Source organism: Ruminococcoides bili (assembly GCF_040093295.1).
Classification (GTDB): domain Bacteria; phylum Bacillota; class Clostridia; order Oscillospirales; family Acutalibacteraceae; genus Ruminococcoides; species Ruminococcoides intestinale_A.
The window spans coordinates 42,786-67,625 of sequence record NZ_JBBNJY010000005.1; the positions used below are offsets into that span (position 1 = coordinate 42,786).

At 41.0% G+C, this 24,840-nt stretch carries 23 protein-coding genes; 2 read left to right on the top strand and 21 right to left on the bottom strand.

The window, feature by feature from the left end:
* Window positions 1-7: 7 nt before the first annotated feature.
* Window positions 8-1,282 carry a glycoside hydrolase family 10-like protein gene (locus tag AAAY30_RS02775; RefSeq protein ID WP_499215614.1) on the top strand — a complete coding sequence of 425 codons (1,275 nt, stop codon included), beginning with the start codon at window positions 8-10 and terminating at the stop codon, window positions 1,280-1,282.
* On the opposite strand, the gene mtaB is transcribed toward AAAY30_RS02775, so the two are convergent.
* Entirely contained in the window at window positions 1,258-2,550 is a 1,293-nt protein-coding gene (mtaB, locus tag AAAY30_RS02780) for a tRNA (N(6)-L-threonylcarbamoyladenosine(37)-C(2))-methylthiotransferase MtaB (protein WP_499215613.1), read from the bottom strand. The two genes, AAAY30_RS02775 and mtaB, sit on opposite strands and share 25 nt — an antisense overlap.
* Window positions 2,551-2,670: 120 nt before the next feature.
* Between mtaB and AAAY30_RS02785 the strand changes: the two genes are divergently transcribed.
* The gene (locus AAAY30_RS02785) at window positions 2,671-2,907 is read left to right on the top strand and encodes a hypothetical protein (RefSeq protein ID WP_022235142.1); all 237 of its coding nucleotides are present in this window, start codon (window positions 2,671-2,673) and stop codon (window positions 2,905-2,907) included.
* A 55-nt stretch (window positions 2,908-2,962) separates the two neighbouring features.
* Here the strand turns inward: AAAY30_RS02785 and hisE are convergent, their stop codons facing one another.
* The 20 genes from hisE to AAAY30_RS02885 all read right to left on the bottom strand — a co-directional run bounded on the left by hisE (window position 2,963) and on the right by AAAY30_RS02885 (window position 24,734).
* Window positions 2,963-3,295, bottom strand: coding sequence for a phosphoribosyl-ATP diphosphatase (gene hisE, locus AAAY30_RS02790; protein ID WP_022235143.1), 333 nt, complete (start codon window positions 3,293-3,295; stop codon window positions 2,963-2,965).
* A 20-nt stretch (window positions 3,296-3,315) separates the two neighbouring features.
* Complete coding sequence (gene hisI, locus AAAY30_RS02795) at window positions 3,316-3,642, bottom strand: phosphoribosyl-AMP cyclohydrolase (protein ID WP_302484066.1); 327 nt, start codon at window positions 3,640-3,642, stop codon at window positions 3,316-3,318.
* Between the two features lie 10 nt (window positions 3,643-3,652).
* Window positions 3,653-4,372, bottom strand: a complete 720-nt coding sequence (gene hisA / locus AAAY30_RS02800) for a 1-(5-phosphoribosyl)-5-[(5-phosphoribosylamino)methylideneamino]imidazole-4-carboxamide isomerase (RefSeq protein WP_022235145.1) — start codon at window positions 4,370-4,372, stop codon at window positions 3,653-3,655.
* On the bottom strand, window positions 4,373-4,951 hold the full coding sequence (gene hisB / locus AAAY30_RS02805) for an imidazoleglycerol-phosphate dehydratase HisB (protein WP_186934855.1): 579 nt from the start codon (window positions 4,949-4,951) through the stop codon (window positions 4,373-4,375).
* Between the two features lie 181 nt (window positions 4,952-5,132).
* A complete protein-coding gene (gene hisD, locus AAAY30_RS02810; protein WP_337781715.1) occupies window positions 5,133-6,434 on the bottom strand; it encodes a histidinol dehydrogenase in 1,302 nt (433 codons plus the stop codon).
* Complete coding sequence (gene hisG / locus AAAY30_RS02815) at window positions 6,431-7,060, bottom strand: ATP phosphoribosyltransferase (protein WP_022235148.1); 630 nt, start codon at window positions 7,058-7,060, stop codon at window positions 6,431-6,433. The genes hisD and hisG overlap by 4 nt, the downstream gene beginning before the upstream one ends.
* Window positions 7,061-7,079: 19 nt before the next feature.
* On the bottom strand, window positions 7,080-8,249 hold the full coding sequence (hisZ, locus tag AAAY30_RS02820; RefSeq protein ID WP_419563717.1) for an ATP phosphoribosyltransferase regulatory subunit: 1,170 nt from the start codon (window positions 8,247-8,249) through the stop codon (window positions 7,080-7,082).
* Window positions 8,250-8,386: 137 nt separating this feature from the next.
* The gene (locus AAAY30_RS02825; protein ID WP_337781713.1) at window positions 8,387-9,715 is read right to left on the bottom strand and encodes an AI-2E family transporter; all 1,329 of its coding nucleotides are present in this window, start codon (window positions 9,713-9,715) and stop codon (window positions 8,387-8,389) included.
* 15 nt (window positions 9,716-9,730) lie between these two features.
* On the bottom strand, window positions 9,731-14,101 hold the full coding sequence (locus AAAY30_RS02830; RefSeq protein WP_499215612.1) for a PolC-type DNA polymerase III: 4,371 nt from the start codon (window positions 14,099-14,101) through the stop codon (window positions 9,731-9,733).
* Window positions 14,102-14,118: 17 nt separating this feature from the next.
* Complete coding sequence (gene ispG, locus AAAY30_RS02835) at window positions 14,119-15,162, bottom strand: flavodoxin-dependent (E)-4-hydroxy-3-methylbut-2-enyl-diphosphate synthase (protein ID WP_337781711.1); 1,044 nt, start codon at window positions 15,160-15,162, stop codon at window positions 14,119-14,121.
* 16 nt (window positions 15,163-15,178) lie between these two features.
* On the bottom strand, window positions 15,179-16,552 hold the full coding sequence (gene rseP, locus AAAY30_RS02840) for an RIP metalloprotease RseP (protein ID WP_178586776.1): 1,374 nt from the start codon (window positions 16,550-16,552) through the stop codon (window positions 15,179-15,181).
* Window positions 16,553-16,594: 42 nt separating this feature from the next.
* A complete protein-coding gene (locus AAAY30_RS02845) occupies window positions 16,595-17,746 on the bottom strand; it encodes a 1-deoxy-D-xylulose-5-phosphate reductoisomerase (RefSeq protein WP_302685562.1) in 1,152 nt (383 codons plus the stop codon).
* Between the two features lie 3 nt (window positions 17,747-17,749).
* Complete coding sequence (locus AAAY30_RS02850; RefSeq protein WP_186934862.1) at window positions 17,750-18,580, bottom strand: phosphatidate cytidylyltransferase; 831 nt, start codon at window positions 18,578-18,580, stop codon at window positions 17,750-17,752.
* A 19-nt stretch (window positions 18,581-18,599) separates the two neighbouring features.
* Window positions 18,600-19,343, bottom strand: coding sequence for an undecaprenyl pyrophosphate synthase (gene uppS / locus AAAY30_RS02855; RefSeq protein WP_302685563.1), 744 nt, complete (start codon window positions 19,341-19,343; stop codon window positions 18,600-18,602).
* A gap of 1 nt (window position 19,344) precedes the next feature.
* Window positions 19,345-19,899, bottom strand: a complete 555-nt coding sequence (gene frr, locus AAAY30_RS02860) for a ribosome recycling factor (RefSeq protein ID WP_302685564.1) — start codon at window positions 19,897-19,899, stop codon at window positions 19,345-19,347.
* Between the two features lie 31 nt (window positions 19,900-19,930).
* Window positions 19,931-20,644 (bottom strand): UMP kinase, encoded by a 714-nt coding sequence (gene pyrH, locus AAAY30_RS02865; protein ID WP_022235158.1) that lies wholly within the window; start codon window positions 20,642-20,644, stop codon window positions 19,931-19,933.
* A gap of 98 nt (window positions 20,645-20,742) precedes the next feature.
* Window positions 20,743-21,201, bottom strand: coding sequence for a YaiI/YqxD family protein (locus AAAY30_RS02870; protein ID WP_022235159.1), 459 nt, complete (start codon window positions 21,199-21,201; stop codon window positions 20,743-20,745).
* A 113-nt stretch (window positions 21,202-21,314) separates the two neighbouring features.
* A complete protein-coding gene (locus AAAY30_RS02875; protein WP_368483792.1) occupies window positions 21,315-22,658 on the bottom strand; it encodes a peptidylprolyl isomerase in 1,344 nt (447 codons plus the stop codon).
* 281 nt (window positions 22,659-22,939) lie between these two features.
* Window positions 22,940-23,356, bottom strand: a complete 417-nt coding sequence (locus AAAY30_RS02880) for a hypothetical protein (RefSeq protein WP_022235161.1) — start codon at window positions 23,354-23,356, stop codon at window positions 22,940-22,942.
* A gap of 40 nt (window positions 23,357-23,396) precedes the next feature.
* On the bottom strand, window positions 23,397-24,734 hold the full coding sequence (locus tag AAAY30_RS02885) for a glucose-6-phosphate isomerase (protein WP_022235162.1): 1,338 nt from the start codon (window positions 24,732-24,734) through the stop codon (window positions 23,397-23,399).
* Window positions 24,735-24,840: the final 106 nt, after the last annotated feature.

Below are 24,840 nucleotides of genomic sequence, written 5' to 3' on the forward strand. Positions count from 1 at the left end.
GATTTAGATGTCTGTAAAAAAACTTGCACCTGTAATTGTATCTGCCGTTCTGCTGATAACCGCCCTTGTGGCACGAGCGTACTCGGTGAAAAACGAAGTAAAACCAACCTCAACCGCAACGGTTGACACTGCCACAATCGACAGTGCAGTCGATGAGCAGCCGAAAAAAGCCGAAAAAGAAATGCGTGGCGTGTGGGTTTCTTACATAGAACTTGATATGCAGAACGAAACCGACAAAAGTGAAGCCTCATTCAGAGAAAAATTTAAAAACATAGCAATCACCAGTAAGAATGCAGGATTTAACACGCTTATAGTACAAGTCCGTCCGTTTTGTGACGCACTGTACGATTCAAAGTTTTTTCCGTATTCGCACATTTTGAGCGGCGAACAGGGAGTAAATCCGGGTTATGACGCACTTGAGGTAATGTGCGAGGTCTGTTCGCAGCTTGACCTTGATATTCACGCATGGGTGAACCCGTACAGAATCAGCACAGACAGCACTCCGCAAGCCTTGAGTGAAACCAATCCGTATGTGATTGACAACGAAATAGGCGAAGAAACCGAAAACGGAATTTTTTTAAATCCCGCAAACAAAATGGCACGAAACCTTATAATCGACGGTGTAACCGAAATTGTAAGAAATTACGATGTTGACGGAATACAATTTGACGATTATTTTTATCCCACGCAAGACAGTGATTTTGACGATACGGAATATGCCGATTATGTGGAAACCGTAGGCGAAATGAACTGTATGTCAATTGATAATTGGCGGCTTGCCAATGTAAACACTCTGATTTGTGATACTTACAGGGCAATACATAAAATCAGTGATGATGTGGAATTCGGCATTTCCCCACAGGGAAATATCGACAACAATGCACAGATTTACGCCGATGTAAAGACATGGTGTATCTGCAAAGGTTTTGTGGACTATATCTGCCCGCAGCTTTATTACAGCCTTGACAATCCCGCATTGACATTTGAAGATTCCCTCACCGCATGGTCTGAGCTTGATATTAATAAATCGGTAAAACTATATGTCGGATTGGCAGGCTATAAAGCAAACAGCGATGCCGACGAGGGCACTTGGCTTTACAGCAACAATATTCTTGCCGACGAATATAAAATAGCTGTTAATAACGAAAAAGTCAGCGGAATTATGCTCTACTCATACTCTGCACTTAAAGACGAAAACGCAAGTACGGAAATTGCTAATCTTTCAAAGGCTATGAGCAATAATTTTGATGCTGAAAATCAAACAACAGTACCCATACAGTAATCATCTTCGGCAGATGTAATTTTAACATTCACAATCTGACCGCAAAGGTTTTCGTCGTCGGATATAATATGAACAGGTGTGTAGTTTTTTGTGTAACCCTCAAGATAGCCGTGGCGAAGTCGCTCAATAAGCACAGACTCAGTAAGACCGACCTGTGTTTTCAGAAATTCCGCTCTTGACTCGGCAACAAGCTCGCCCATCTCTTTGGCTCTCTGCTCCTTGATATTCGGCGCTATCTGGTTAGGCGCTTTGTCGGCAACCGTGCCTTTTCTTCTTGAATACGGGAACACATGTACCTTTGCAAAGCCTGTCTGCTTTACAAAATTCATAGAATCTTTAAAGTCTTCTTCGGTTTCCCCTGCAAATCCAACCATAACATCGGTGGTTATTGAAGAATTGTCAAATGTCTTTCTGATGTTAGATACAATCTTGCTGTACTCGGCGGTATCGTAATGTCTGTTCATTGCTTTTAATGTGTTGTCGCAGCCGCTCTGAAGTGAAAGGTGGAACTGCGGGCAAAACTTAGGTTGAGCGGCAAGCCTTTTTATCATCGGTTCGTCCATTTGCTCCGGCTCAACAGAACCAAGTCTGACACGCTCGATTCCCTCTTGTGCGCACACACATTCAACGGCATCGGCAAGGTTAAGTCCCTCGTCCTGACCGTATGCGGAAAGATTAATACCTACAAGCACAACCTCAAGATAACCGTTGTTTGCGATTTTTTCCACTTCGGCTTTAAGCGCCTCTATGCTCTTTGAACGAACTCTGCCTCTCGCAAAAGGAATAATGCAGTATGAGCAGAAGCGGTTACAGCCGTCCTCGATTTTTATAAATGCTCTTGTATGCTCGCCGAGAGAAGATATGGATAAATCTTCAAATTTCTCGTTTTTTACAGGGTGCGGTGATATAAAAACATTTTTCATATGATTTTCAATATATTCGTAAATTGCGGGAACAAGCTCCGCTCTTTTTGCGTTTCCGAGCACTATGTCGCAATTCTCAAAATTTTCCTGTCTGTCGGGAAAAGCCTGCGGCATACAGCCTGTAAGCACAATAATTCCGTCAGGATTTTCTCTGCGGATTTTATTGATAAGTTTACGGTTTTTAGCGTCGCTTGCCGAAGTTACGGTGCAGCTGTTTACAACAGTAATATCGGCAGGTGTGTTTGGCTTGGCAAGTTCGAATCCGTTTTTCAGAAGATCCTCACGCATTGCCTGTGATTCATACTGGTTTACTTTACAACCGAGGGTAATTATATTAAAATTCATACTGATTTTCCTTTTTTTCGTATAATATGTGGATTTTAAAATATTGCTTATTTTGTTATTGAATTAATGTCAAAAAAATGGTATTATAGTGCTGTTATTATTTTAACGAGGTGATATAAGATGTTTAATATTCCGATTACAATTACAAGTCAAAAAGAAATTATGGATGTATTTGAAATTTTCACAAAATTTCCCCACGAAACTATAATGATAAAAAACGGCGATGTCGCCATTGACGGACACTCTATTATGGGATTTTTCTCGTTAGATATTAACAAGCCTGTTGAGCTTGTTTTAAGCTCCGAGCCGACAGAAAGCTTTACAAATGCGCTTTCAAAATATATGGTTGCCGCATAAATAAAATTTACACATTTTTAAACCCTATGACATTTGCCATAGGGTTTTTGTTTTATCAGGAATTTTTATCAACAGTATGGAACTTCTTTAAGTTACCTGTCTTTTCGCTGCGCTTGTCAAGCTCTGCAAGCACATCTTCAAGAGGGATGTTCTGCTGAACCATCATAACCGTAAGATGATAAATAAGGTCTGCAATCTCATAAACAGTTTCGCTGTTGTCGCCGTTCTTTGCGGCAATAATTGTTTCACTGCACTCCTCGCCTACTTTTTTGAGAATTTTGTCAATTCCCTTGTCAAGCAGGTAACAAGTATATGAACCTTCCTTTGGATTATCTCGTCTGTTTACAACTGTCTGATAAAGTGCTGAAAGAATTTCATTCTCGTTCACTTGTATTCACCCTTTATATATTATTTTAATTGTGTATAAAAACAGGAATGATTGCCTGTATGACAAGCTGCGCCTGTCTGCTCAACCGTAATAAGCAAAGTATCGTCATCGCAATCTCCGAAAATTTCAATTACTTTTTGAAGATGTCCCGATATAGCGCCCTTGTTCCAAAGCTCCTGACGGCTTCTTGACCAAAACCATGTGTATCCTGTTTCAAAGGTCTTTTTCATACTCTCTTTATTCATATAGGCAAGCATAAGCACTTCACCTGTTGATTTTTCCTGAATAATTGCAGGAATTAAATCTGATTTCACAAAAAATTTATCAAAATCAATATTTTTTTCCATAGTGTTTTCCTTAAATCTTGCTTGTAATTTCAATAGCCTGTTTCAAATCGAGGTTGCCTGTGTAGATAGCCTTGCCGCAGATTGCGCCGTAAACATCAAGCTCCGCAAGGTTGATTATGTCTTTAAGAACAGATACGCCGCCGCTTGCAACTACTCGGCAGTTTACCTCGTGAACAAGGTCGTCAAGCTGCTTTAAATTAGGGCCTGCAAGTGTACCGTCCTGGTCAATATCGGTAAACACAATCTGACCAACGCCAATATCCTCCATACGCTTTGCAAGCTCTATGTAGTTGATTTCCGACTCGTCAATCCAACCCTCGGCACAAACCATACCGTTTTTAGCGTCAATGCCAACCACAATTTTGTCACCGAAAGCCTTTACCGCCTCAATTACAAAGTCAGGATTTTTTACAGCCGCCGAACCCAATATAACCTTGTCGATGCCGTTGTTGAGGTAGCGCTCAATAGCAGCCATATCACGAATACCGCCGCCTACTTCTACCTTAAGTCCGCTCTGCTTTGCCACATCAATGATGAGGTCTGCATTTGCGAGAGTAGCGTCCTTAGCGCCGTCAAGGTCAACCATATGCATATACTGTGCGCCTGCCGCTTTAAACTGTTCGGCAGCCTTATATGGTGTGTCGCACACCTTTTCTACTGTTGAGTAATCACCTTTAAAAAGTCTTACGCAGTTACCGTCTTTAATATCTATTGCAGGTAAAATAATCATTTATAACACTCCTTTAGTGGAAAGAGGCTTATTTGAAGTATTTTCCTTTACGGCAAGTCTTAATGCGTGAGCAACCGCTTTATAAATTGCTTCTGTAATATGGTGAGAATTGTCACCGTACAAAGACTTTATGTGCAGAGTAATGCCTGCATTGTAAGCAAGTGCTCTCATAAACTCAACAGTCATTGCACAATTGTACTGACCGCACATTTCCTGCGGAAATTCTGCGTCAAATACAAGGAAAGGTCTGCCGCTTATATCGACAGAGGCAAACGCAAGCGCCTCGTCCATCGGTACATAAAAACTGCCGAAACGGTCGATAGAAGATTTATCTTTTAAAATTTGAGAAAATGCCTTGCCGAGGACTATACCCGTATCCTCAACTGTATGATGCTCGTCAACATACAAATCGCCCTTAACCTTAAGCTCAAGACCAAAGCCTGCGTGTGTGGCAAACGAATTGAGCATATGGTCAAAAAATCCAATGCCTGTGTCAATTGAAATATCTCCGCCCTCAAGACAAAGTGAAAGCTTGATGTCGGTTTCTTTGGTTTTACGGCTGATTTCTGTTTGGCGCATTTTCTCACCTCAAATAAGTTATCTAAACAGAGCCTAAAAGCTCAGTCTATATGATTATATCCTTTTTAAAGACGATTTACAATAAATATTACAAAATTTTAATAATTTCCGTAAATTTAAATCAAATAATTTTTTGACAAAACACTCTGTCAAATCACTATTCATTTTAACTCAAAATCATTTATTCAAAATCAATGTCCTCAAATCTGACTTTGATTGAATTTGCGTGTGCTGTAAGTCCCTCTGTGTCCGCAAAGCGAACTACATCCTGCGCATCGTTTCTTAATGCCTCTTCTGTGTAGCAGATAAAGCTTGATTTCTTAACAAAGCTGTCAACAGAGAGCGGTGAGAAAAATCTTGCTGTACCGCTTGTAGGAAGAACATGGTTAGGACCTGCAAAATAGTCGCCGAGAGGTTCAGGTGAATAGTGGCCGAGGAATACCGAACCTGCGTTGTCGAGTTTGCCTACATACTCCATCGGATTTTCACAGCATACTTCGAGATGCTCCGGAGCAAGCTCGTTTGCGAAAAGTACGGCCTGTTTCATATCACTGCACACAATAATCGCACCGAAATTGTCAAGCGAAGAATTTATAATTTCATTTCTCGAAAGGGTCTGAACTTGTCTTTCAAGCTCTTTTACAGTCTGATTTGCAAGTTCTTCGCAGTCTGTAAGAAGAATTGCAGACGCAAGTTTGTCGTGCTCTGCCTGGCTCATAAGGTCGGCGGCAAGAAACTTAGGATTAGCCGATTTATCGGCAATAATAAGAATTTCGCTCGGGCCTGCAATCATATCAATATCAACTGTACCGTATAAGAGTTTTTTGGCTGTGGCAACAAAGATATTGCCCGGACCTACAATCTTGTCAACCTTAGGTACGCTCTCTGTGCCGTATGCCATAGCAGCAACAGCCTGTGCGCCGCCCATAAGGAAAATTCTGTCAACACCCGCAAGCTTGGCGGCAGCAAGAATATTTGGGTTTGGCTTGCCGTTTTTCATAGGAGGTGTGCACATTACAATTTCCTCAACACCTGCAATTTTAGCGGGAATTGCATTCATAAGTACAGATGACGGATACGCAGCTGTACCGCCGGGAACATAGATGCCGACACGCTTCAAACCTCTGATACGCTGTCCCATAATAACGCCGTTATTCTTTGTGGTAAGCCAGCTCTGCTGAACCTGACGCTTATGGAAATCCTCAATATTCTTTGCGGCTTTTCTTACTGTTTCGATATATTTAGGGTCACATTCAGAAATTACGGCGTCGATTTCATCAGCAGAAATCTCTGCTTTTTCAGGTGCTTTGCCGTCAAATTTAACGGTGTAGTCATATACCGCCTTGTCGCCGTTTGTCTTAACATTTTCAATGATTTCAGACACAATCGGAATAACATTCTTATCCGAGTTTTGTGCTCTGCTCTTGAGCAATTCTATAAAATCATATTCCTTTTTGCCGTCAGCAATTACAGTAGTAATCATTTTGTTACAGCCTCCAGTTTCTTTTGAAGTTCCTCAATTTCAGCCTTGCGAAGTTTAAGGCTTGCTGTGTTTGCAATCAGTCTTGCCGAAATTTCAGTTACCCACTCAATAACCTCAAGTCCGTTTGCCTTGAGTGTTGAACCTGTTTCTACAATATCAACAATGCCGTCAGAAAGTCCGACAAGCGGAGCAAGCTCTACAGAGCCTTCAATTTTAATAATTCTGACATCCATATTTTTATCGTCAAAAAATGCACGGGTTACATTCGGATATTTAGTTGCAATAGTCTTTGTGTTGTAGCCACTGTAAAAATCTGTGCCTTTTTTAGTAGCAAGGGCAAATCTGCATTTGCCAAAGCCTAAGTCGAGCAATTCATAAAAAGAATTGCCGTTTTCGAGAATGGTGTCTTTACCTACAACACCGAGGTCGCACACACCGTGCTCAACATATGTAATAACATCGGCCGCCTTTGCAAGCACAACCTCAAAGTCGTTGTCACCAATCGGAAGAATAAGTCTTCTGCCCTTATTGATAACCTCGTCGCAGTTGTAACCGATTTTTTGAAAAAGCTCAATAGTTGTTTTCTCAAGTCTGCCCTTTGTAAGAGCTATTCTTAATGGTTTCATTTGAAAAATCCTTTCACACTCAGCCGATAATCTGTACTTTTTCTATACCCATTTTTTCTGCAAAAGCCTTTGCCTCTTCAAGTGTTTCGAGCACGCAGAAACGGGCATTAATTCCGTTTTTCTGCATATCGGCAACAGCGTTGATTGCTTTAATCTCCGCACCGTCATTTGCATATACAAGAACATCGGGTATATCAGTATAGCTTGTGTTTTTGTCCGAGAGCAGTTTTTCTGTGATTGCGTCCGTATCAATCGCAAAACCCGCTGCGCCCATAGGAGCGTCAAATTCAGAAAGGAGGTCATCGTATCTGCCGCCCGAAAGAACTGCGTCGCCTATGCCTGAAATATATCCGCAGAAAACAAAACCTGTATAATAATCGTTTCTCTGTACAAGACCGAGGTCAACAATGAGTTTGTCCCCAAGTCCGAGAGTTTTAAGCGAATCGTAGAGTGTATGTAAATAATTGAGTGCGTCAACAGCCTTTGTGCCGCTGCAAAGCTCTGTTGCCTTGTCAAACACTTCGTCACCGCCAAAGAGCGACGGCAAACTTCTGATAGCGGTTACAGCCTTGCAAGGCTCAAGTTTGTCAAGCAGGTTATTAAGAGCAGAATAATTTTTGCCCTCAATGGTAACTCTGATTTTCTCTTTGAAATCCTCGTCAATATCTATTTCACTGATAAGTGCGTTAAATACCTGTGCGTGTCCAAGCTCGATTCTGAAATCGTCAGCTACGCTCATAATCGCTCTGATTGCTGTAGAGAGCACCTCAAGGTCTGCCCTCTTGCCCTTTACGCCGAGCAATTCAACGCCCATCTGCATAAATTCATTTCTTCTGCCCATAAGAGTAGGGTTATTTCTGTACACTGCCTGCTTATAGTAAAGTCTTACAGGCATAATGCTGTTTTTAAGTCTTGACGACACCATTCTTGCAATCGGAAGTGTTGAATCGGGACGCATAACAAGAAGTCTGCCTTTGTTGTCAACTGATTTAAACATTGACTGCTGGTCAATTCCGCTGCATTCCATTGAAAAAATATCGTAAAATTCAATGCCCGGTGTGATTACTTTCTTAAAACCACCCTTTGTAAATACCTTTTCTATTTTGCCGCATACATCGTCCATTGCCGAACACTCCGCAAAAAGAAAATCTTTCATTCCTTCGGGGGTAATTTTTAAATTCTTTTTCATAAAAACCTCTTTATAAAACGCTTTAGTGTGCTAATATGCTAATATAATAACATATAAAAATATACTTGTCAATTTTTTAACAAAAATATTTTTAATTACAGAGCAGCAAACAATTTTACTGCTCTGCAAAATAAATATTATTCTTTGTCGTCTTTATTATCGTCATCGCTTTCGGAATTTGTATGTTTATCGGGTTTGATAAACTTCAAAAGCTTTTCCTTTTGAGCGATTTCCTTTTCTTCTCTTATCTTCTTTTGTTCTGTGGCAATCTTTACATAATTCAGTACCTCAAAGTCAAGTGCCTCCTGAGCAATTTTGCCTTTGTTGTCAATAGCGTTTTTAACTCTTTTGCCGATCAGCGTATAAATTACCGCATATATAGGAGTACCTAAAATAAAGCCTACCATACCGAATAAACTTCCGCCGACGATAACGCTGAAAAGTACCCAGAAACTTGAAAGTCCGACCTGACTGCCGATAATCTTCGGCTTGAAAAGATTGCCGTCAAGCTGTTGAATAACAAATACAATCGCAATGAATATAATCATATCCCACGGGCTTTCAAGGAAAAGAATAATAGCACTCGGGATTGCACCTATGAAAGGTCCGAAAAAAGGAATAATATTTGTTACGCCGATAAGAACCGCAATCAATGCGGCATACGGCAATTGGAAAATAGACATTGTAATGAATGTGAGCACTCCGATAAAAGCGGCGTCAATAATGTCGCCAACAAGGAATCTACCGCATTTTGTATCGGTAATATCGACAATCTCATAAACTTTAGGCAAGAATTTTATCGGAATGAACGCAACGGCAAGGCGCTTTACCTGTCTGCACAGCATTTCCTTTGCTGACAGGAAGTAAACGGAAATTACAATACCCATAATAAAGTTATAAATTCCCGCCGTGGTGTTTGTAATCATAGGTAGAAGAGTATCAAACAACACATTTTTTGAGAAATTTGCAATTGTAGTGCCGTTTAAATTCTTTGCAATCTCTTTGCCGAGTTGAGCAAAAGATGCGTCAATATCAATGTTTGCATTATAAGTCTTATTAGCCCAATCGGCAACGTTTGAAAGCCATTCATATACTGAATTAAAATATGACGGCACTCTTTCAACAAGGCTCGAAATATTGTCGCCGATCTGCGGAACAAGAATGGCAATCAAAAATCCGAGTACGGCAATTACCGCCGTATATGTGCAAATTATAGATAACGGTTTGCGCATTTTCGCAAAAAAAGCTTTTTTGTTTTTCAAAAATCCGAATACTTTTGAATAAAAGAATTTGTAAGGAAAATTCAAAATATACGCAAACAAAAATCCTATGACAAACGGTGTCAGAATAGATGCAAACATACAAATTGCGTTCCATACCACACTGAAATTATCCTTTACAAACAGCAAAAATATTGTAAAAAGAATGCAAATCAGTACATTTTTTAATGTAAAAAGTTTTTTCATTTATTACGCCACTCCTTAAAACAATGACATCTGCGAGCTTTCCGGAAGTCCCTCAAGTGCGCCGATATTTTTCAGCGACTCAATAATAGACTTGGAAACCTTTGTCTTTATCTGCATTTCTTCAATGGAAAGGTATGTATTTACCTTTCCCGATTCAGCGAGAGATATTGCGGCGCTTTCGCCAAGTCCGGGAATTGTTGAAAACGGAAGTCTTATTTTGCCGTCCTCAACCTTGAACATTTTAGCCTCGGATTTGTAAATGTCAACAGGCAGAACTTCAATTTTTCTTGCAAGCATTTCATTTACAATCTGAAGTGTAGCGTACTCCTGATCTTCTTTTGTAGACGATTCGTGGGCGCTTTGCTTTTGCTTTATAAGTTTCATTCTGTTTTTAACAGCCTGATGTCCCTGCATAAGCACAACACCGTCAAGGTTTTCGCTTCGTACCGTAAAGTAAGCTGCGTAATATTCAACAGGCTTATGCACCTTGTACCAGCCAAGTCGCAATGTAGAAATCATATATGCGGCGGCGTGGGCTTTCGGGAACATATACTGAATTTTCATACAGGAATCAATGTACCATTCGGGAACATTGTTATCTCTCATCGCCTTGAAATGTTCTTCGGTAAGCAATTTTGTCGCATTACCTTTACGGACAATTTCCATTATCTTAAATGCCATACCCGGCTCAAGTCCCTTATGCATAAGGTAAGTCATAATGGAATCTCGAGTACCGATAACGCTTGAAATATCGCAGGTATGATTATGAATAAGCTCCTGCGCATTGCCAAGCCATACACCTGTTCCGTGTGACAAACCTGCAATCTGCAAAAGGTCGGTAAATGTTTTTGGCTTAGCCTCTACCAACATTCCTCGTACAAAGGAAGTACCGCATTCGGGCAAGCTGAATGTACCTGTTTCTGAGCCTATATCTTCGGGAGTTACACCGAGAGCTTTGGTTGATGTAAACAGGCTCATAACCTCGGGGTCACTCATTGATACTTTCATAACGGGAATACCCGTATAAAGTTCAAGATAGTGATAAATTGTCGGAACATCGTGTCCGAGCTCATCAAGTTTTGTAATTGTATCGTGAATAGAATGGAAGTCGAAGTGAGTGGTAATATTGTCGGACTTCATATCGTTTGCAGGGTGCTGAACAGGACAGAAGTCGTAAACTTCGCTTGTTCTCGGTACAACAACCATACCGCCCGGGTGCTGACCCGTTGTACGCTTAACGCCCGTACAGCCGAGAGCAAGTCGCTTGATTTCAGCCTTATGAAGAATCATACCCTTATCGTTGGCATAACCCTTTACATAGCCGATAGCGGTTTTTTCCGCAACGGTAGAAATAGTACCCGCCTTAAACACATTGTTTTTACCGAACAGTTCCTCCGTGTATCTGTGCGATTTTGACTGATACTCACCGCTGAAATTAAGGTCAATATCAGGTACTTTGTCGCCTTTAAATCCAAGGAATGTTTCAAACGGAATTTCGTGACCGTCCTGGTCCATAAGAGTGCCGCACTCGGGGCAATTCTTAGGAGGCATATCAAAACCCGAACCGTAACTGCCGTCTGTAATAAATTCGCTGTGTTTACATTTTGGGCATATATAGTGCGGACAAAGCGGATTTACTTCGGAAATACCAGACATTGTCGCAACGAATGACGAACCTACAGAACCTCTGGAACCTACAAGATAACCGTGTGCCTCGCTGTCGGCAACGAGTTTTTGAGCGGTCATATAAAGTACGGAGAAACCGTAGGTTGTAATTGAATTAAGTTCTTTGTCAAGACGAGCCTTAACAATTTCAGGAAGAGGGTCACCGTATTTTTCCTTTGCCCTTTCCCATGTGATAGAAACGAGTTCTTCCTCCGCACCCTCAATGTTAGGCGGGAAAGTTCCTTTCGGAATAGGTCTTATCGACTCGCACATATCGGCAATTTTGCGTGGATTTTTTACAACAACTTCGTATGCCTTTTCTTTGCCGAGGTACTCAAATTCTTTGAGCATTTCCGCTGTGGTTCTAAGGTAAAGCGGAGCTTGGTCTTCGGCATCTTTAAAGCCCTGACCCGCCATAAGAATTTTTCTGTAATCGGCGTCTTTCGGGTCCATAAAATGAACATCGCAAGTAGCACAAACAGGCTTGCCGAGTTCTTTGCCGAGTTTTACTATAGTCTTATCAATTTCGTGGAGTTCTGCCTCATTGGCAAATCTGCCCTCACGAATCATAAAATTATTGTTTCCCGCAGGCTGAATTTCAAGGTAGTCATAAAATGATGCAATTGCTTTGATTTCAGGCCACGGCTTTCCGAGAAGTATAGCCTGATACAGCTGACCTGCACAACAAGCCGAACCGATTATAAGTCCCTCACGGTGCTTAACAAGCTCACTCTTAGGTATTCTCGGTTTTTTATAAAAATATGTGAGATGAGCGTAAGAAATCAATTTATACAAATTCTTAAGACCTGTTAAATTCTTTACAAGAATTATTTGGTGATAAGTCGGCAGTTTTTTGAAGTCACCGCCGCCTGCAATCTGTGTATTGATTTCGTTGGTTTTTGTAATATTGTAGTCATCTTTAAGACGGGTACAAAGATTTATAAAAATTCTTGCAAGCATTTCCGCATCGTCGGTTGCACGGTGATGATTAAAGTCGCCAAGTCGCAAATACTTTGCAACGGTATCCAGCTTGCAGTTTTTAATATCGGTCAAAATGGCTCTTGAAATTGCAACGGTGTCAATGGAAGTGTAGTCGTACTCCCTGTTCATATTTTCGCAAGCCTTACGGATAAACGAGGTATCAAACGGTGCATTATGCGCAACAAGCACATTGTCGCCTGCAAATTCAAGAAATGCGCTAACAGCCTCGCTCTGTGACGGTGCGTCTTTTACCATAGCGTCGGTAATGCCCGTAAGCTCGGTTATCTTTGCGGGAATAGGCATACCCGGATTTGCAAAAGTTGAAAAAGTATCGGTTATCTGTCCGTTTTCAACCTTTACGGCACCGATTTCTGTGATTTTGTCACGATTTGCGGAAAGACCGGTAGTTTCAATATCAAAGCAGATAAATGTGCCGTCAAGCGGTTCTTCGCTTTTGCCCGAAACCGATTCTACAAGGTCATCCATAAAGTAAGCCTCTGTGCCATAAATAACCTTGATTTTTTCGCCGTCTTTATTAATTTTATCGGCGGCTTTCATAGCGTCAGGGAAAGCCTGTGCAACACCGTGGTCTGTGATTGCAACTGCCGGGTGTCCCCAATCGGCGGCTCTTTTTACAAGGTCGCCTGCCGAGGTTACTGCGTCCATCTGCGACATATTCGTATGCAAATGCAGTTCGACACGCTTCTCCTCCGCTTTATCCACAACCTTAACCTTATTTGCAGTGCCGATTGACCTTGCAATAAGCATAAGCTCGCCTGCGTAGCGGTCATATTCGACATCGCCCTGAACAACTACAGTGTCACCTTTTTTCAGGTTATCAAGAATTGCAGTGTCTTTGATTGTTCCGAAAACTTTTACGGATGTAGAACCCGAATAGTCGGTAATGTCGATTACAAAAATATTTTTATCTCCCGACTTTGTTACCTTTTTTTCAATATCAAAAATATCGCCCCATACGACTATTCTGCCTGTGTCGGCAACAATTGTGCTGATTGGCTCGATTTTACCTCGTATAGACCTGCCGTAAAAGGGTTTTATTGAGGCTTCAACAATCTGCGGCAGCAAAAACTTGCCCTCCCGCACTTCAATTTCCTGCACTGCATCGGAATTTCTCTTTTCCTTTACAGCTTTTGTAACAGCCTCATTGCTCGCAGTATCGTGCACGCTTTCTTCAATCTTTTGTCTTTCGATTTTTTCTGCGGCATTTTTCATTGCCTGCATATATTCTTCGCTCTGTCCGTCAACCTCAAGCGTACCTGTATATATAATGTTGATTTCAAGCGAAAATTCCTCTGCAACAAGCCTTTTAAGAGCCTTGTCAAAACCCTTGGCATCTAAAAGGCTTTTGCCGCCGTTATTAAGTGTGATTTGCAAATTACCTTCCTCATAGGTAACAAATGCGTTGTTAAGTGTGCCGTTAATACTCGGAATATCACGCTTAACCGCCTTATACAGCTCAGGAAAATAATCTGCTGAAAAAAGTTCAGAATCATAAATCGGATTAATTCTGACAGAGCCGAGATTTAATTCGGATTTGGAAATTTGTTTTTCGGCAGCAAAAAGGTTATCCCTCAACACAAGACCGCCAAATTTGGCTGTCATTGTGATTGAGCGATTATTACTGTTAATATTAAGTTTTAAAAGCTCGGCTGATGATATATCATCAGCGAGCGGTTTATCCGCAAGATACGGATTAAAGACTTCTCCGAGTGTTTTCATATTCTTCCTTATAAGAATTATAATTTATCGATTTCATCCATAAGAGCGTCAACAAGCTGCTCCTCGGGAACTTTTCTGATTACTTCACCTTTTTTGAATACAAGACCGCAGCCGTCACCGCCTGCAATTCCGATGTCAGCCTCTCTTGCTTCTCCGGGACCGTTTACAACACAGCCCATTACGGCTACTTTAATATTCTTTTTACAGTCTTTAAGTCTGTTTTCAACCTCTCCCGCAATTTTTACAAGGTCAATTCTTGTTCTGCCGCAGGTCGGGCAGGATACAAACTGCACACCGCTCTTTTTAAGTCCGAGCGCTTTTAAAATATCGTTAGCGGCATAGATTTCCTTTACAGGGTCAGCTGTAAGAGAAACTCTGATTGTGTCGCCGATTCCGTGAAGTAACAGCGAACCGATACCTGCAGCCGACTTGATAATGCCCATTCGTTCGGTACCTGCCTCGGTAACGCCAAGGTGGAGCGGATAATCGCACTGCTCGTTTGCAAGCTCATAAGCCTTAACCATAAACGGAACGGTTGAGCTTTTCATTGAAAGAACAATATCGTTAAAATCGAACTTTTCAAGCAAAGACGCATGATAAAGCGCACTGTCGCAAAGCGCCTGCGGTGTGGGGTGACCGTACTTTGCGAGAATTTCCTTTTCAAGCGAGCCGGAATTTACGCCGATTCTGATAGGAATATTTCTCTGACGGCAAGCGTTGGCAACCGCCTTTACCCTGTCATCAGAACCGATATTGCCCGGATTTATACGAATTTTGTCAACACCTGCGGCACAAGCCTCAAGCGCCAATTTATAATCGAAATGTATGTCGGCAACAACGGGAATTGTAAGAGCCTGCTTTAATGCCGGAATAAGTTTAACCGCATCCTTGTTAGGAATAGCGGCTCTTATAATCTGACAACCTGCTTTTTCAAGTTCAACCGCCTGTTTAACCGAACCCTCAATATCAGTTGACGGTACATTCAGCATTGACTGAACGCTTACTTCCGCGCCACCGCCGACAAGCACATTGCCGACTTTAACTTGTTTTTTACTTCCCACTGTAATTCCTCCTGTGCTACAGGCTTAGCTGTCCGGTAAACAACTGCCATATATCCTTACAGGTTACAACAACCATAAAGCCCATAAGAATAATAAAACCTGCCGCATTGATATATTTCTCAACCTTTCTCGGTATCGGCTTTCTGAATATCCACTCAATAAGCAAAAGCAAAAATCTTCCGCCGTCAAGTGCCGGGAACGGGAGCATATTGAATATACCGAGATTTATTGTAATCAAGGTCATAACATTTAAAATATTAAATACCGCAGAACCGAAGTTTGTTTCAAGTCCCTGTGAGGCAACCTGTGTTACCGCAGATGCAATGCCGACAGGACCTGACATATCTTTAAATCCAAATCTGCCCTGCACAATCCATACAACCGACTGCCATACCATTCTGCCGACTGACAAAGCTTCGGAAAATCCCTGTTTAATTACAGAAGTGAATGTCTTGTCGATTGGCTCAACATAAAAATCAAGAGAAACCGACGGCTTATCTGCCTCTTTATCCTCTTCGTTTTTATAGTAAGTAAAGAACTGAACATCGTTTAGCTCAACTTCTTTGCCGTCCCTTATTACCGTAACAGTTGCAGTATAACGCTGACGGGTATCTTTTTCGGTAATTGTCGGGAGAGTATAGTCTGTTACACCGATTGTATCATAAAGTTTTTTGACGGTATCGTCCATCACCTTTTTAGCCACGGTTTTGTCGGCGGAATTATTCACCGCCGTACAACCGTCGGTTGTGATATTGTAAAGTTTCAGGAGTGTATCGTCATCGGGCTTTTTATCGGTTGCAATTTTACTGTACTCCGTACAGATTGCATTTGCGCAGTCCTGCTTATATACGGATACAGACTTACCGTCAACATTTTCACAGTTTACACCTGCAAACGAAAAAGATAAATCCTTTGAATTGTAAATATCATATCCGTTGACCTTAACAATTTTATCGCCGATCTGTAAACCGCAGTTTGCGGAATAAGAGCGAGGGTCAAACTGTTCAACAGTCGTAGAAGAGTATGCCTCCTGCGGAATGACCATTATAAAAGAAAAAATTATGCCAAGAATTATATTCATTACCGCACCCGCAATAATGACTATCATTCGTTTCCAGACCTTTGCATTATTAAACGAGCGTGGCTCAGGACTGTCTTCGTCCTCGCCCTCCATTGCACAATATCCGCCAATCGGGAAAAGCCTGAGGGAATACTGAGTTTCGCCCTTTTTAAAACTAAAAAGCTTTGGCCCCATTCCAAGTGCAAATTCATTTACCTTAATGCCCGAAAGCTTTGCCGTAATGAAATGTCCGAACTCATGTAATCCTATAATCAGCTCAAAAAGCAGCACCGCAATTACTACCAAGGCTATAGTTACTAATATTTGCATATTTGGTCAATCAACTCCAGATAAAAATTCCGCAAAATCTAATTATTTGTTTACCGTTCTGCGTACAAACTCTCTTGCAAGTGCGTCTGCGTTCAGAACATCCTCAACATTTTTTTGATTAATTGTCTTTACGGCATTTAATGATTCCGTAACAAGACTGCCTATTTCAAGGAAAGATATTTTTCCCTGACGGAACAAAGCGTTTGCCTCTTCATTTGCGCCGTTTACCACAGCCGTAGCCGTACCGCCTGTATCAAGGGCTTTCTTGCATGCTGTAAGACATTCAAAGGTCTTGTAATCAGGCTCAAAAAATGTCATTTTGGCAATATCCGCAAGTTTAAGCTCGCCCACAGGCGACTCATAACGTTCGGGATATGTAACCGCATACTGAATAGGAATACGCATATCGGGCAAGCCGAGTTGAGCGATAACCGAATTATCGTCATACTCAACAAGCGAATGGATTATACTTTCTCTGTGAACCACAACATCAATTCTGTCGCCCTCAACATCAAAAAGTCTGCTTGCCTCTATAATTTCAAGTCCCTTATTCATCATTGAAGCAGAGTCTATGGTGATTTTAGCACCCATACTCCAATTCGGATGATTAAGAGCCTGCTCTACCGTAACATCTTTAAGTTCGTCACGGGTTCTGCCAAAGAAAGGACCGCCCGATGCCGTAAGTATCAGCTTTTTAAGCGCCTTATTCTGCGGCATCCCCTGCAAGCACTGAAAAATTGCCGAGTGCTCGCTGTCAACAGGCAAAAGCCTTACATTATTATCCCTGACAGCATCCGTAACAAGATGTCCGCCCGCAACAAGAGTTTCCTTATTTGCAAGCGCAATGTCTTTTTTGGCATTTGCCGCCGCAATTGTGGGCAGCAAGCCTACCATTCCCACAACGGAATTAAGTACAAGTTCGCAGCTTTTTTCGGTTGCCGCCGCAATAAGTCCGTCCATTCCGCCGAGAACTTTTGTATTGGTATCTTTGACCGCAAGCTGTAATTCTTTTGCTTTTTCTTCGTCAAAAAGCACTGCAATCTGCGGCTTATACTTTCTTATCTGCTGTTCCGTTAGCTTTACATTTGAATTTGCGGTAAGCGCTGTAACATTCAAATTAAGTTTATCGACAACATCAAGCGTTTGAGTACCGATTGAACCTGTTGAACCTAAAACGGAAATATTTTTAATCATAATTTACACCACCGTAGCAAAAGGCAAAAACTGATTGATTGCAAGCATAACAGGAGCGGTAAAAATAATGCTGTCAAATCTGTCGAGCATACCGCCGTGACCGGGAAATACAGAACTGTAGTCCTTAATGCCTACACTTCTCTTGATAAGAGAAAAACTCAAGTCGCCGAAAATAGAAACCACGGCGTCAACAACACCGAGAATGATAAGAGCAACAAAGTTAAACTTATATTCGGGAGCAATTACAAATGCAAAGAGCAAACCGAGTACAACGGCAGTCAATACGCAGAAAATTACTCCGCCGACTGCGCCCTCAACTGTTTTTTTAGGGCTGACATTCGGACAAAGTTTATGTTTGCCAAAGCTTGCGCCGATAAAAAATCCGCCTGCGTCCGCCATCCAAGGAAGTGAAAAAATAGTGGCAAAGTAAAAACTCAACGGCTTGCAATTAAGGCAAAGAGCCGAAAACGCACTCATTCCGAATGTGATAAGAAGTGTGCCGAACATCGCATACGCAAAGTCAAGATAATTGATTTGCTTGTGATTGTATATCAGCATAGCAAACCCCACTATCATAAAAACGGCAATAATCGGATATACCAAGCCCGTATTTAATACTATGGGAATTACTGCTGCAAATAGTATGCACGGAACCGAAATAAAATATTTTTTCAACAGCTTGTTAGCGTGTAAGTATTCGCCTGTCATAAACGCCGTAACCGCAGCTACCGCAAAGGCGATTACGAGCGGCTGTATTTCTCCCAAAAACAGCAAAACTAAAATTATGGAAATGCCGACAACCGCTGTAAGAAGTCTTGCTTTTAATGATTTCATAACTGATCTACCTGCTTCTTTATACTCCTCCAAAGCGCCTGTTGCGTTGAGAGTATATATTAATAGCCTCGTCAAGGTCTGACTTTTCAAAATCAGGCCAGAGCTTATTCATTATGACAAACTCGGTATAAGCAGCCTGCCATAGCATAAAGTTTGAAATTCTGTATTCACCGCTCGGTCTGATAATCAAATCGGGATCGGGCTGACCGGCGGTATAAAGATAATTTGAAAAAAGCGCTTCGTCAATATTTTCAATATCAATCTTACCGCTTTTTACATCTGTGCTTATATTTTTAACGGCACGCACAATTTCGTCACGGCTGCCGTAATTCATAGCAATATTAAGCACCATACCGTCACGGTCTTTTGAGCTTTCCTCGTTTTCAATCATAAGATTTTGCAAATCTAAGCTGAAATGAGATTTATCTCCGATAAATTTTACAACAATGCTGTCATCTTTGAAGTCCTCAAGCGCCTCATTAAGGTAAGACTTAAAAAGTTTCATAAGAGCGCTGACTTCATCCTCCGGGCGTTTCCAGTTTTCAGTTGAAAAAGCATAAACGGTAAGATATTTTATACCGATGTCCGAGCAATATCTTGTGATTTTTCTGAAAGTTTTTGCGCCCTCACGATGTCCGACAGAACGAGGCAGACTGCGCTTTTTTGCCCATCTGCCGTTACCGTCCATTATAATACCTATGTGTTCGGGTAAAATTATATCCGTTTTTTTAGCTTCTTCAGACTTTGAATTCCAAAAAGCCATATTACATCTCCAAAATTTCTTTCTGCTTTGCGGCTGAAATTGTGTCTATATTCTTGATATACTTGTCTGTAAGCTCCTGCGCTTTCTTTTCGCCCTGCTTTAAATCGTCCTCTGTAAGCTCGCCGCTCTTCTTCATAGCCTTAAGTTTGTCGATTAAGTCACGGCGAACATTTCTTACCTGTACCTTTGTATCTTCGGAAATCTTCATAATGTCTTTTACGATTTCCTTTCTTCTGTCCTCTGTAAGAGGCGGGAATACAAGGCGGATAACCTTACCGTCGTTCTGTGGGTTAATACCGATGTCAGATGTAAGAATAGCCTTTTCAATCTGTCTTAAAACAGACATATCCCAAGGCTGAACGGTGAGAGTTCTTGCCTCTGTTACCGAAACTGCCGCAAGCTGATTTACAGGAGTAGGTGCACCGTAATAATCAACCTTTACCTTATCGAGTACACCGGGGTTTGCTCTGCCGGCTCTGATTTCAGAAAACTCCTGCTGCATATGAGATACTCTTCTCTTCATTGATTCAGAAGCGTTTTTAATCTGTGTTTGCATAATGTTTCCTCCGTTAATTCATCATAAAATATTAGTCTATAGCATCAACTACAGTACCGATGTTTTCACCGCATACCGCACGATAAATATTCTCAGGGTCTTCAAGGCTGAAAACGAGAACAGGGAGCTTGTTGTCCTTACAAAGTGAAGCTGCTGTGCTGTCCATTACAGCAAGGTCCTTGTTGAGAACCTCGTGGAAAGAAACAACATCGTACTTCTTAGCGTTTGGATTTGTTTTAGGGTCGCTGTCATATACGCCGTCAACCATTGTAGCTTTCATCATAATGTCAGCCTCAATCTCGTTTGCACGAAGAGCGGCAGCTGTGTCTGTGCTGAAGAACGGGTTACCTGTACCGCAACCGAAGATTACAACCTTGCCTGATTGGAGATGGCACATAGCCTTGTTGCGAATGTAAGGCTCTGCAACCTGGCGCATTGAAATAGCGGTCTGAACTCTTACTACGCAGCCGAGCTGCTCAAGTGCGTCTGCTACGCCGAGAGCGTTGATTGCAGTTGCAAGCATACCCATATGGTCTGCTCTTGTTCTGTCCATATCACCTGAACTTCTGCCTCTCCAGAAGTTACCGCCGCCAACAACGATACCTACCTGAACGCCTGCGTCTACGCACTTTTTGATTGGTTTACATATTTCAACAACTTTGTCGAAGTCGATACCTGTTTTCTGATCACCTGCAAGTGATTCGCCTGAAAGTTTTAATAAAATTCTATTGTATTTTGGTTTCATAACTTAACACCCCACTGTGTAATATAATTACTATAATAATACTATAAAATGCCTGTTTTGTAAAGAAAATTAAGACAATATTTTCTATTTTGCGTTCTTTATTTTAAATCGTGTGACAATATTCCGCATAAAAGACTTTCAAATGCCGATTCAAACCTTAAATCATCCTCTTTTGTACGCTTTTTAGGCCCTTTGAGATGATTTTTTGAAGATGACATTCTTGCCTTTTTGTTGATATGGCGCTCCATTAAAAGTCCGTCGATATTCTCGTTTGTAAATATTTTTCCCGACTGATGAATTGCATAACCGCCTTTGCCGAGTACAAGAGCCGCAACTCCGTAATCCTGCGTAACAGCAATATCTCCGCTTTGACAAAGATTTGCAAGCGCAATGTCAACAGCGTCGGCGCCTGCACCGATTACTTTAATTTCACTGTAATTTGATGAAAGAATGTGGTTTGTATCACAAAGCAAAATGACAGGCACTCTGTGCTTTTTAGCAATCTTTTCAACTTGTTTTACAACGGGACAAGCGTCTGCATCTACCAATATTTTCAAGCGTTTACCTCCTTTTTATATCGTAATGTTTTTATTAAAGTTACACAAACATTGAAATAAACTCTAAGACAATAACCTAAAAACGGACTTGAAAAAAACAAGTCCGTTTAGTTTTAATCTGTAATTTTAATTGAATTTATAACAGGCTGATTTTCTGCGTCTACAGAACCGTTGCTGTCGGTTGTTACCGCATTTTTACAGATTTTATCGACAATATCCATACCGTCGGTTACATATCCGAAGCAAGCGTACTGACCGTCAAGATATGTGCTGTCTGACTGAACAATAAAGAACTGTGAACTTGCGCTGTCCATATCTGTTGAACGAGCCATAGAAATCGCACCTCTTGTATGTGAAAGGTTATTTTCTACGCCGTTCTGCGAAAATTCACCCTTGATTGTGTTATCCGAACCGCCTGTACCGTTTCCTAACGGGTCACCACCCTGCATCATAAAGCCGTCAATAATGCGGTGGAAAGTAAGACCGTCATAAAAATGGCTGTTTGCAAGATTTATGAAGTTAGCAACAGTAATAGGTGCAACATCGCCGTTAAGCTCTACCTTAATTACACCGTAGTCTTTAATATCAATTTCTGCGTGATGAGTGCCCTTTGCCTCATCGGTACCTATGGTGGCAGATGTATTTGTTCCGACAGTTACAGAAGCATCCGTAGCTGATGGGGTACTGTTATTTTTATTTGAAGTTACGGCAAAAACAACTATAACAGCAATAAGAAAAACAGCAACGGCTGAAATTGCAATCCACGCTTTCTTTTTATCCGATTTTTGCGGTTTAGTCAAAGACAGCACTATATCATCAACTGCTTTATCGGCAGTATCGGAAAGTTTTTTCTGTGCCGCAGCGCTTTTAACTATATCCGATGATGCAGTCATTAAGAAAACAATATCTCTTTTACTGAAATTTTCGTTTGACAGTCTTAACTGTTTTTTTACATTTTCTCTGCCGTAATCAAGAGAATTTTGCACTTTATCTTCAGAAATTTTTAAAACATCGGCAATTTTCTTTGCGTCATAATCGCATAATAAATTAAGAGCAAGTGCGATTCTTTGATTTGCTCCTACGGCTTTAAGAGCATTCACAAAAAGTTTTTTCTGTTCGGCTGTAATTGCAGATACAGATGATATTTTGTCTTTATCCGCAAAAGGCTGTAACTTTGCAGGAATATTGTCAGAGTTTTTTTCATCGGAAATAAAGCCTTTGCAAACTCTTGCGGTTTCGTATGTTACAATTTCGTCAAGGTTATCGACTTTAGGATTTTTTTCTATGGCAGAAAAAACAGCCTTAAAAGATTTTTTAAATGCATTTTCAGCTTTTTGACTGTCTGAAATTACAGTTGAACAGAAAAAGCAGACATAATTCTGATATTTTTCGGCAATAAAATCAAGTGATTTTTTATCGCCGAGTGACGCTTTTAAAATTAATTTTTTTAAATTCATCGTTATTCCCTTCCCATTTAGTTTTTCTGTAAAATTATATAAACTAAAACTGACAGCAAGATATAATTTTTGTGAATTTCAAGTGAAAAAGTTTTGGAAGTTGAAAAAAGTCAGATTTTAGCAGAATATTTTACTGCTTAATTATAAAAGTTTGGTCAACCTTATAATATCTAATGAAGTATTCAGCTAAACCATAATTTATCAATCTTACCGCAACGCAAAATTGCAGAAAAAACGGGCTGCCCTGCAAAAGAGAGCAGTCCGTTAAAACTTGAAATTAATTATACCTTCTGGCAAACAGCGTTGATAGATTCAGGAAGCTCTGACTCCTCTGCTGAAATAAGAAGAACGATGTTTGTCGATGAAGCCTCTGAAAGCTCTTGCAACTTCTTTGTGAAAGTTTCTACACCGTCAACACCTGTAGGGCAAATCTTGAATGTTGAGTCAACAAGAATGTCTGTAACATCATAGTTGCCTGCGCAGATACCGCTGATAAAACCGAAGAGCATATCGTAACCCTCAATGAGGTACTGCTCGGTATCAATAAGTCTTGCCTTGTGTGTTACATCGTAAGTAAGCTTTGCGCCCTTTTCGATTACAACAACATTACCTGCAGAAGCAGCAACTGCCTCATTAGCAAGAGCGATAAGTTTTTTTGTTTTGCCTGTTCCTTTTTTACCGATAAGTAAAGTAACCATATTAGTTCCTCCAGAATATTAAACTTATTTACAAAAGAAATTACTTGAGTCTTGCCTCAAGAGCAGCCTTCTGATCCTCATAACCCGGTTTGCCAAGGAGAGCAAACATATTCTTCTTGTAGCTTTCTACGCCGGGTTGGTTAAATGGATTTACGCCAAGCATATAGCCGGAAATAGCACAAGCCTTTTCAAAGAAATAGATGAGATAGCCAAGCTCTGATTCGTTCATCTCAGGAACATTGAGAACGATGTTAGGTACACCGCCGTCGTTATGAGCAAGAACCGTACCCTCAAAAGCTTTCTGATTTACATATCCCATTGTCTTTCCCGAAAGGAAGTTAAGACCATCAACATTAGTAGGATCTGTGCCGAGTGTAACTTCTTTTTTACATTTATCAAAGAGAACAACAGTTTCAAACATAGTTCTTCTGCCGTCCTGAATGTACTGACCGAGTGAGTGAAGATCTGTTGAGAAGATAACGCTTGCAGGGAAAATGCCCTTGTTATCCTTGCCCTCACTCTCTGCAAAAAGCTGCTTAAACCATTCAGACATCATTGTGTAAGCAGGCTCGTAAGATACCATAACCTCCATTGTTTTACCCTTACGGTAAAGAATGTTACGGAGTGCCGCATATTTGTAGCAATCGTTTGTAGCGAGGTCGTCATTGTCAAATTCTTTCTGTGCAGTTGCCGCACCCTGCATAAGAGCGTCAATGTCAGCGCCTGAAACAGCAATCGGAAGAAGACCTACTGCTGTAAGTACAGAGAAACGACCGCCTACATCATCAGGAACTACGAATGTTTCGTAACCCTCTTCGTCTGCAAGAGCCTTAAGTGTGCCCTTAGCCTTATCTGTTGTGCAGTAAATACGCTCTCTTGCACCCTCTTTGCCATACTTTTTCTCAAGCATTTCACGGAATACACGGAATGCGATGGCAGGCTCGGTTGTAGTACCTGATTTTGAAATCATATTTACAGATACATCTTTACCCTCGCAAAGCTCCATAATCTCTGCAAGTGCAGATGAGCTGATTGAGTTACCTGTAAAGTAAATCTGCGGTGTATCCTTACAAGTAAGGTTGTAGTTCTGTGAAGTAAGAAATTCAATTGCGGCTCTTGCACCGAGGTATGAACCGCCGATACCGATTACGATAAATACATCGGAATCTTTTTTAATCTTCTCGGCAGCAGCCTTAATTCTTGCAAACTCCTCTTTGTCATAATCTGTAGGAAGATTAAGCCAGCCAAGGAAATCGTTTCCAAGACCTGTACCGTCGTGAAGCACCTTGTGAGCAGCCTTTACTTCAGCAGCCACACCCTCATACTCGTGTTCATTAACGAAACCTTTTAAATATTTGTCTGTAAGTTTTGTAGCCATTATTAATTCCCCCAAAATTCCCTTTCGGAATAATACTGCGTAATATACCGTAAAAACGGTGATAAAAGCAACATAAAATCCGAAACAAGTATCTTTGCTGTCTTAT

Bases quoted from the DNA above. Each gene is read 5' to 3' on its own strand.
- AAAY30_RS02775 (WP_499215614.1), top strand. From the start codon at position 8: ATGTCTGTAAAAAAACTTGCACCTGTAATTGTATCTGCCGTTCTGCTG.
- mtaB (WP_499215613.1), bottom strand. From the start codon at position 2,550: ATGAATTTTAATATAATTACCCTCGGTTGTAAAGTAAACCAGTATGAA.
- AAAY30_RS02785 (WP_022235142.1), top strand. From the start codon at position 2,671: ATGTTTAATATTCCGATTACAATTACAAGTCAAAAAGAAATTATGGAT.
- hisI (WP_302484066.1), bottom strand. From the start codon at position 3,642: ATGGAAAAAAATATTGATTTTGATAAATTTTTTGTGAAATCAGATTTA.
- hisA (WP_022235145.1), bottom strand. From the start codon at position 4,372: ATGATTATTTTACCTGCAATAGATATTAAAGACGGTAACTGCGTAAGA.
- hisB (WP_186934855.1), bottom strand. From the start codon at position 4,951: ATGCGCCAAACAGAAATCAGCCGTAAAACCAAAGAAACCGACATCAAG.
- hisD (WP_337781715.1), bottom strand. From the start codon at position 6,434: ATGATTACTACTGTAATTGCTGACGGCAAAAAGGAATATGATTTTATA.
- hisG (WP_022235148.1), bottom strand. From the start codon at position 7,060: ATGAAACCATTAAGAATAGCTCTTACAAAGGGCAGACTTGAGAAAACA.
- hisZ (WP_419563717.1), bottom strand. From the start codon at position 8,249: ATGAAAAAGAATTTAAAAATTACCCCCGAAGGAATGAAAGATTTTCTT.
- AAAY30_RS02825 (WP_337781713.1), bottom strand. From the start codon at position 9,715: ATGAAAAAACTTTTTACATTAAAAAATGTACTGATTTGCATTCTTTTT.
- AAAY30_RS02830 (WP_499215612.1), bottom strand. From the start codon at position 14,101: ATGAAAACACTCGGAGAAGTCTTTAATCCGTATCTTGCGGATAAACCG.
- rseP (WP_178586776.1), bottom strand. From the start codon at position 16,552: ATGCAAATATTAGTAACTATAGCCTTGGTAGTAATTGCGGTGCTGCTT.
- AAAY30_RS02845 (WP_302685562.1), bottom strand. From the start codon at position 17,746: ATGATTAAAAATATTTCCGTTTTAGGTTCAACAGGTTCAATCGGTACT.
- AAAY30_RS02850 (WP_186934862.1), bottom strand. From the start codon at position 18,580: ATGAAATCATTAAAAGCAAGACTTCTTACAGCGGTTGTCGGCATTTCC.
- uppS (WP_302685563.1), bottom strand. From the start codon at position 19,343: ATGGCTTTTTGGAATTCAAAGTCTGAAGAAGCTAAAAAAACGGATATA.
- frr (WP_302685564.1), bottom strand. From the start codon at position 19,899: ATGCAAACACAGATTAAAAACGCTTCTGAATCAATGAAGAGAAGAGTA.
- pyrH (WP_022235158.1), bottom strand. From the start codon at position 20,644: ATGAAACCAAAATACAATAGAATTTTATTAAAACTTTCAGGCGAATCA.
- AAAY30_RS02875 (WP_368483792.1), bottom strand. From the start codon at position 22,658: ATGAATTTAAAAAAATTAATTTTAAAAGCGTCACTCGGCGATAAAAAA.
- AAAY30_RS02880 (WP_022235161.1), bottom strand. From the start codon at position 23,356: ATGGTTACTTTACTTATCGGTAAAAAAGGAACAGGCAAAACAAAAAAA.
- AAAY30_RS02885 (WP_022235162.1), bottom strand. From the start codon at position 24,734: ATGGCTACAAAACTTACAGACAAATATTTAAAAGGTTTCGTTAATGAA.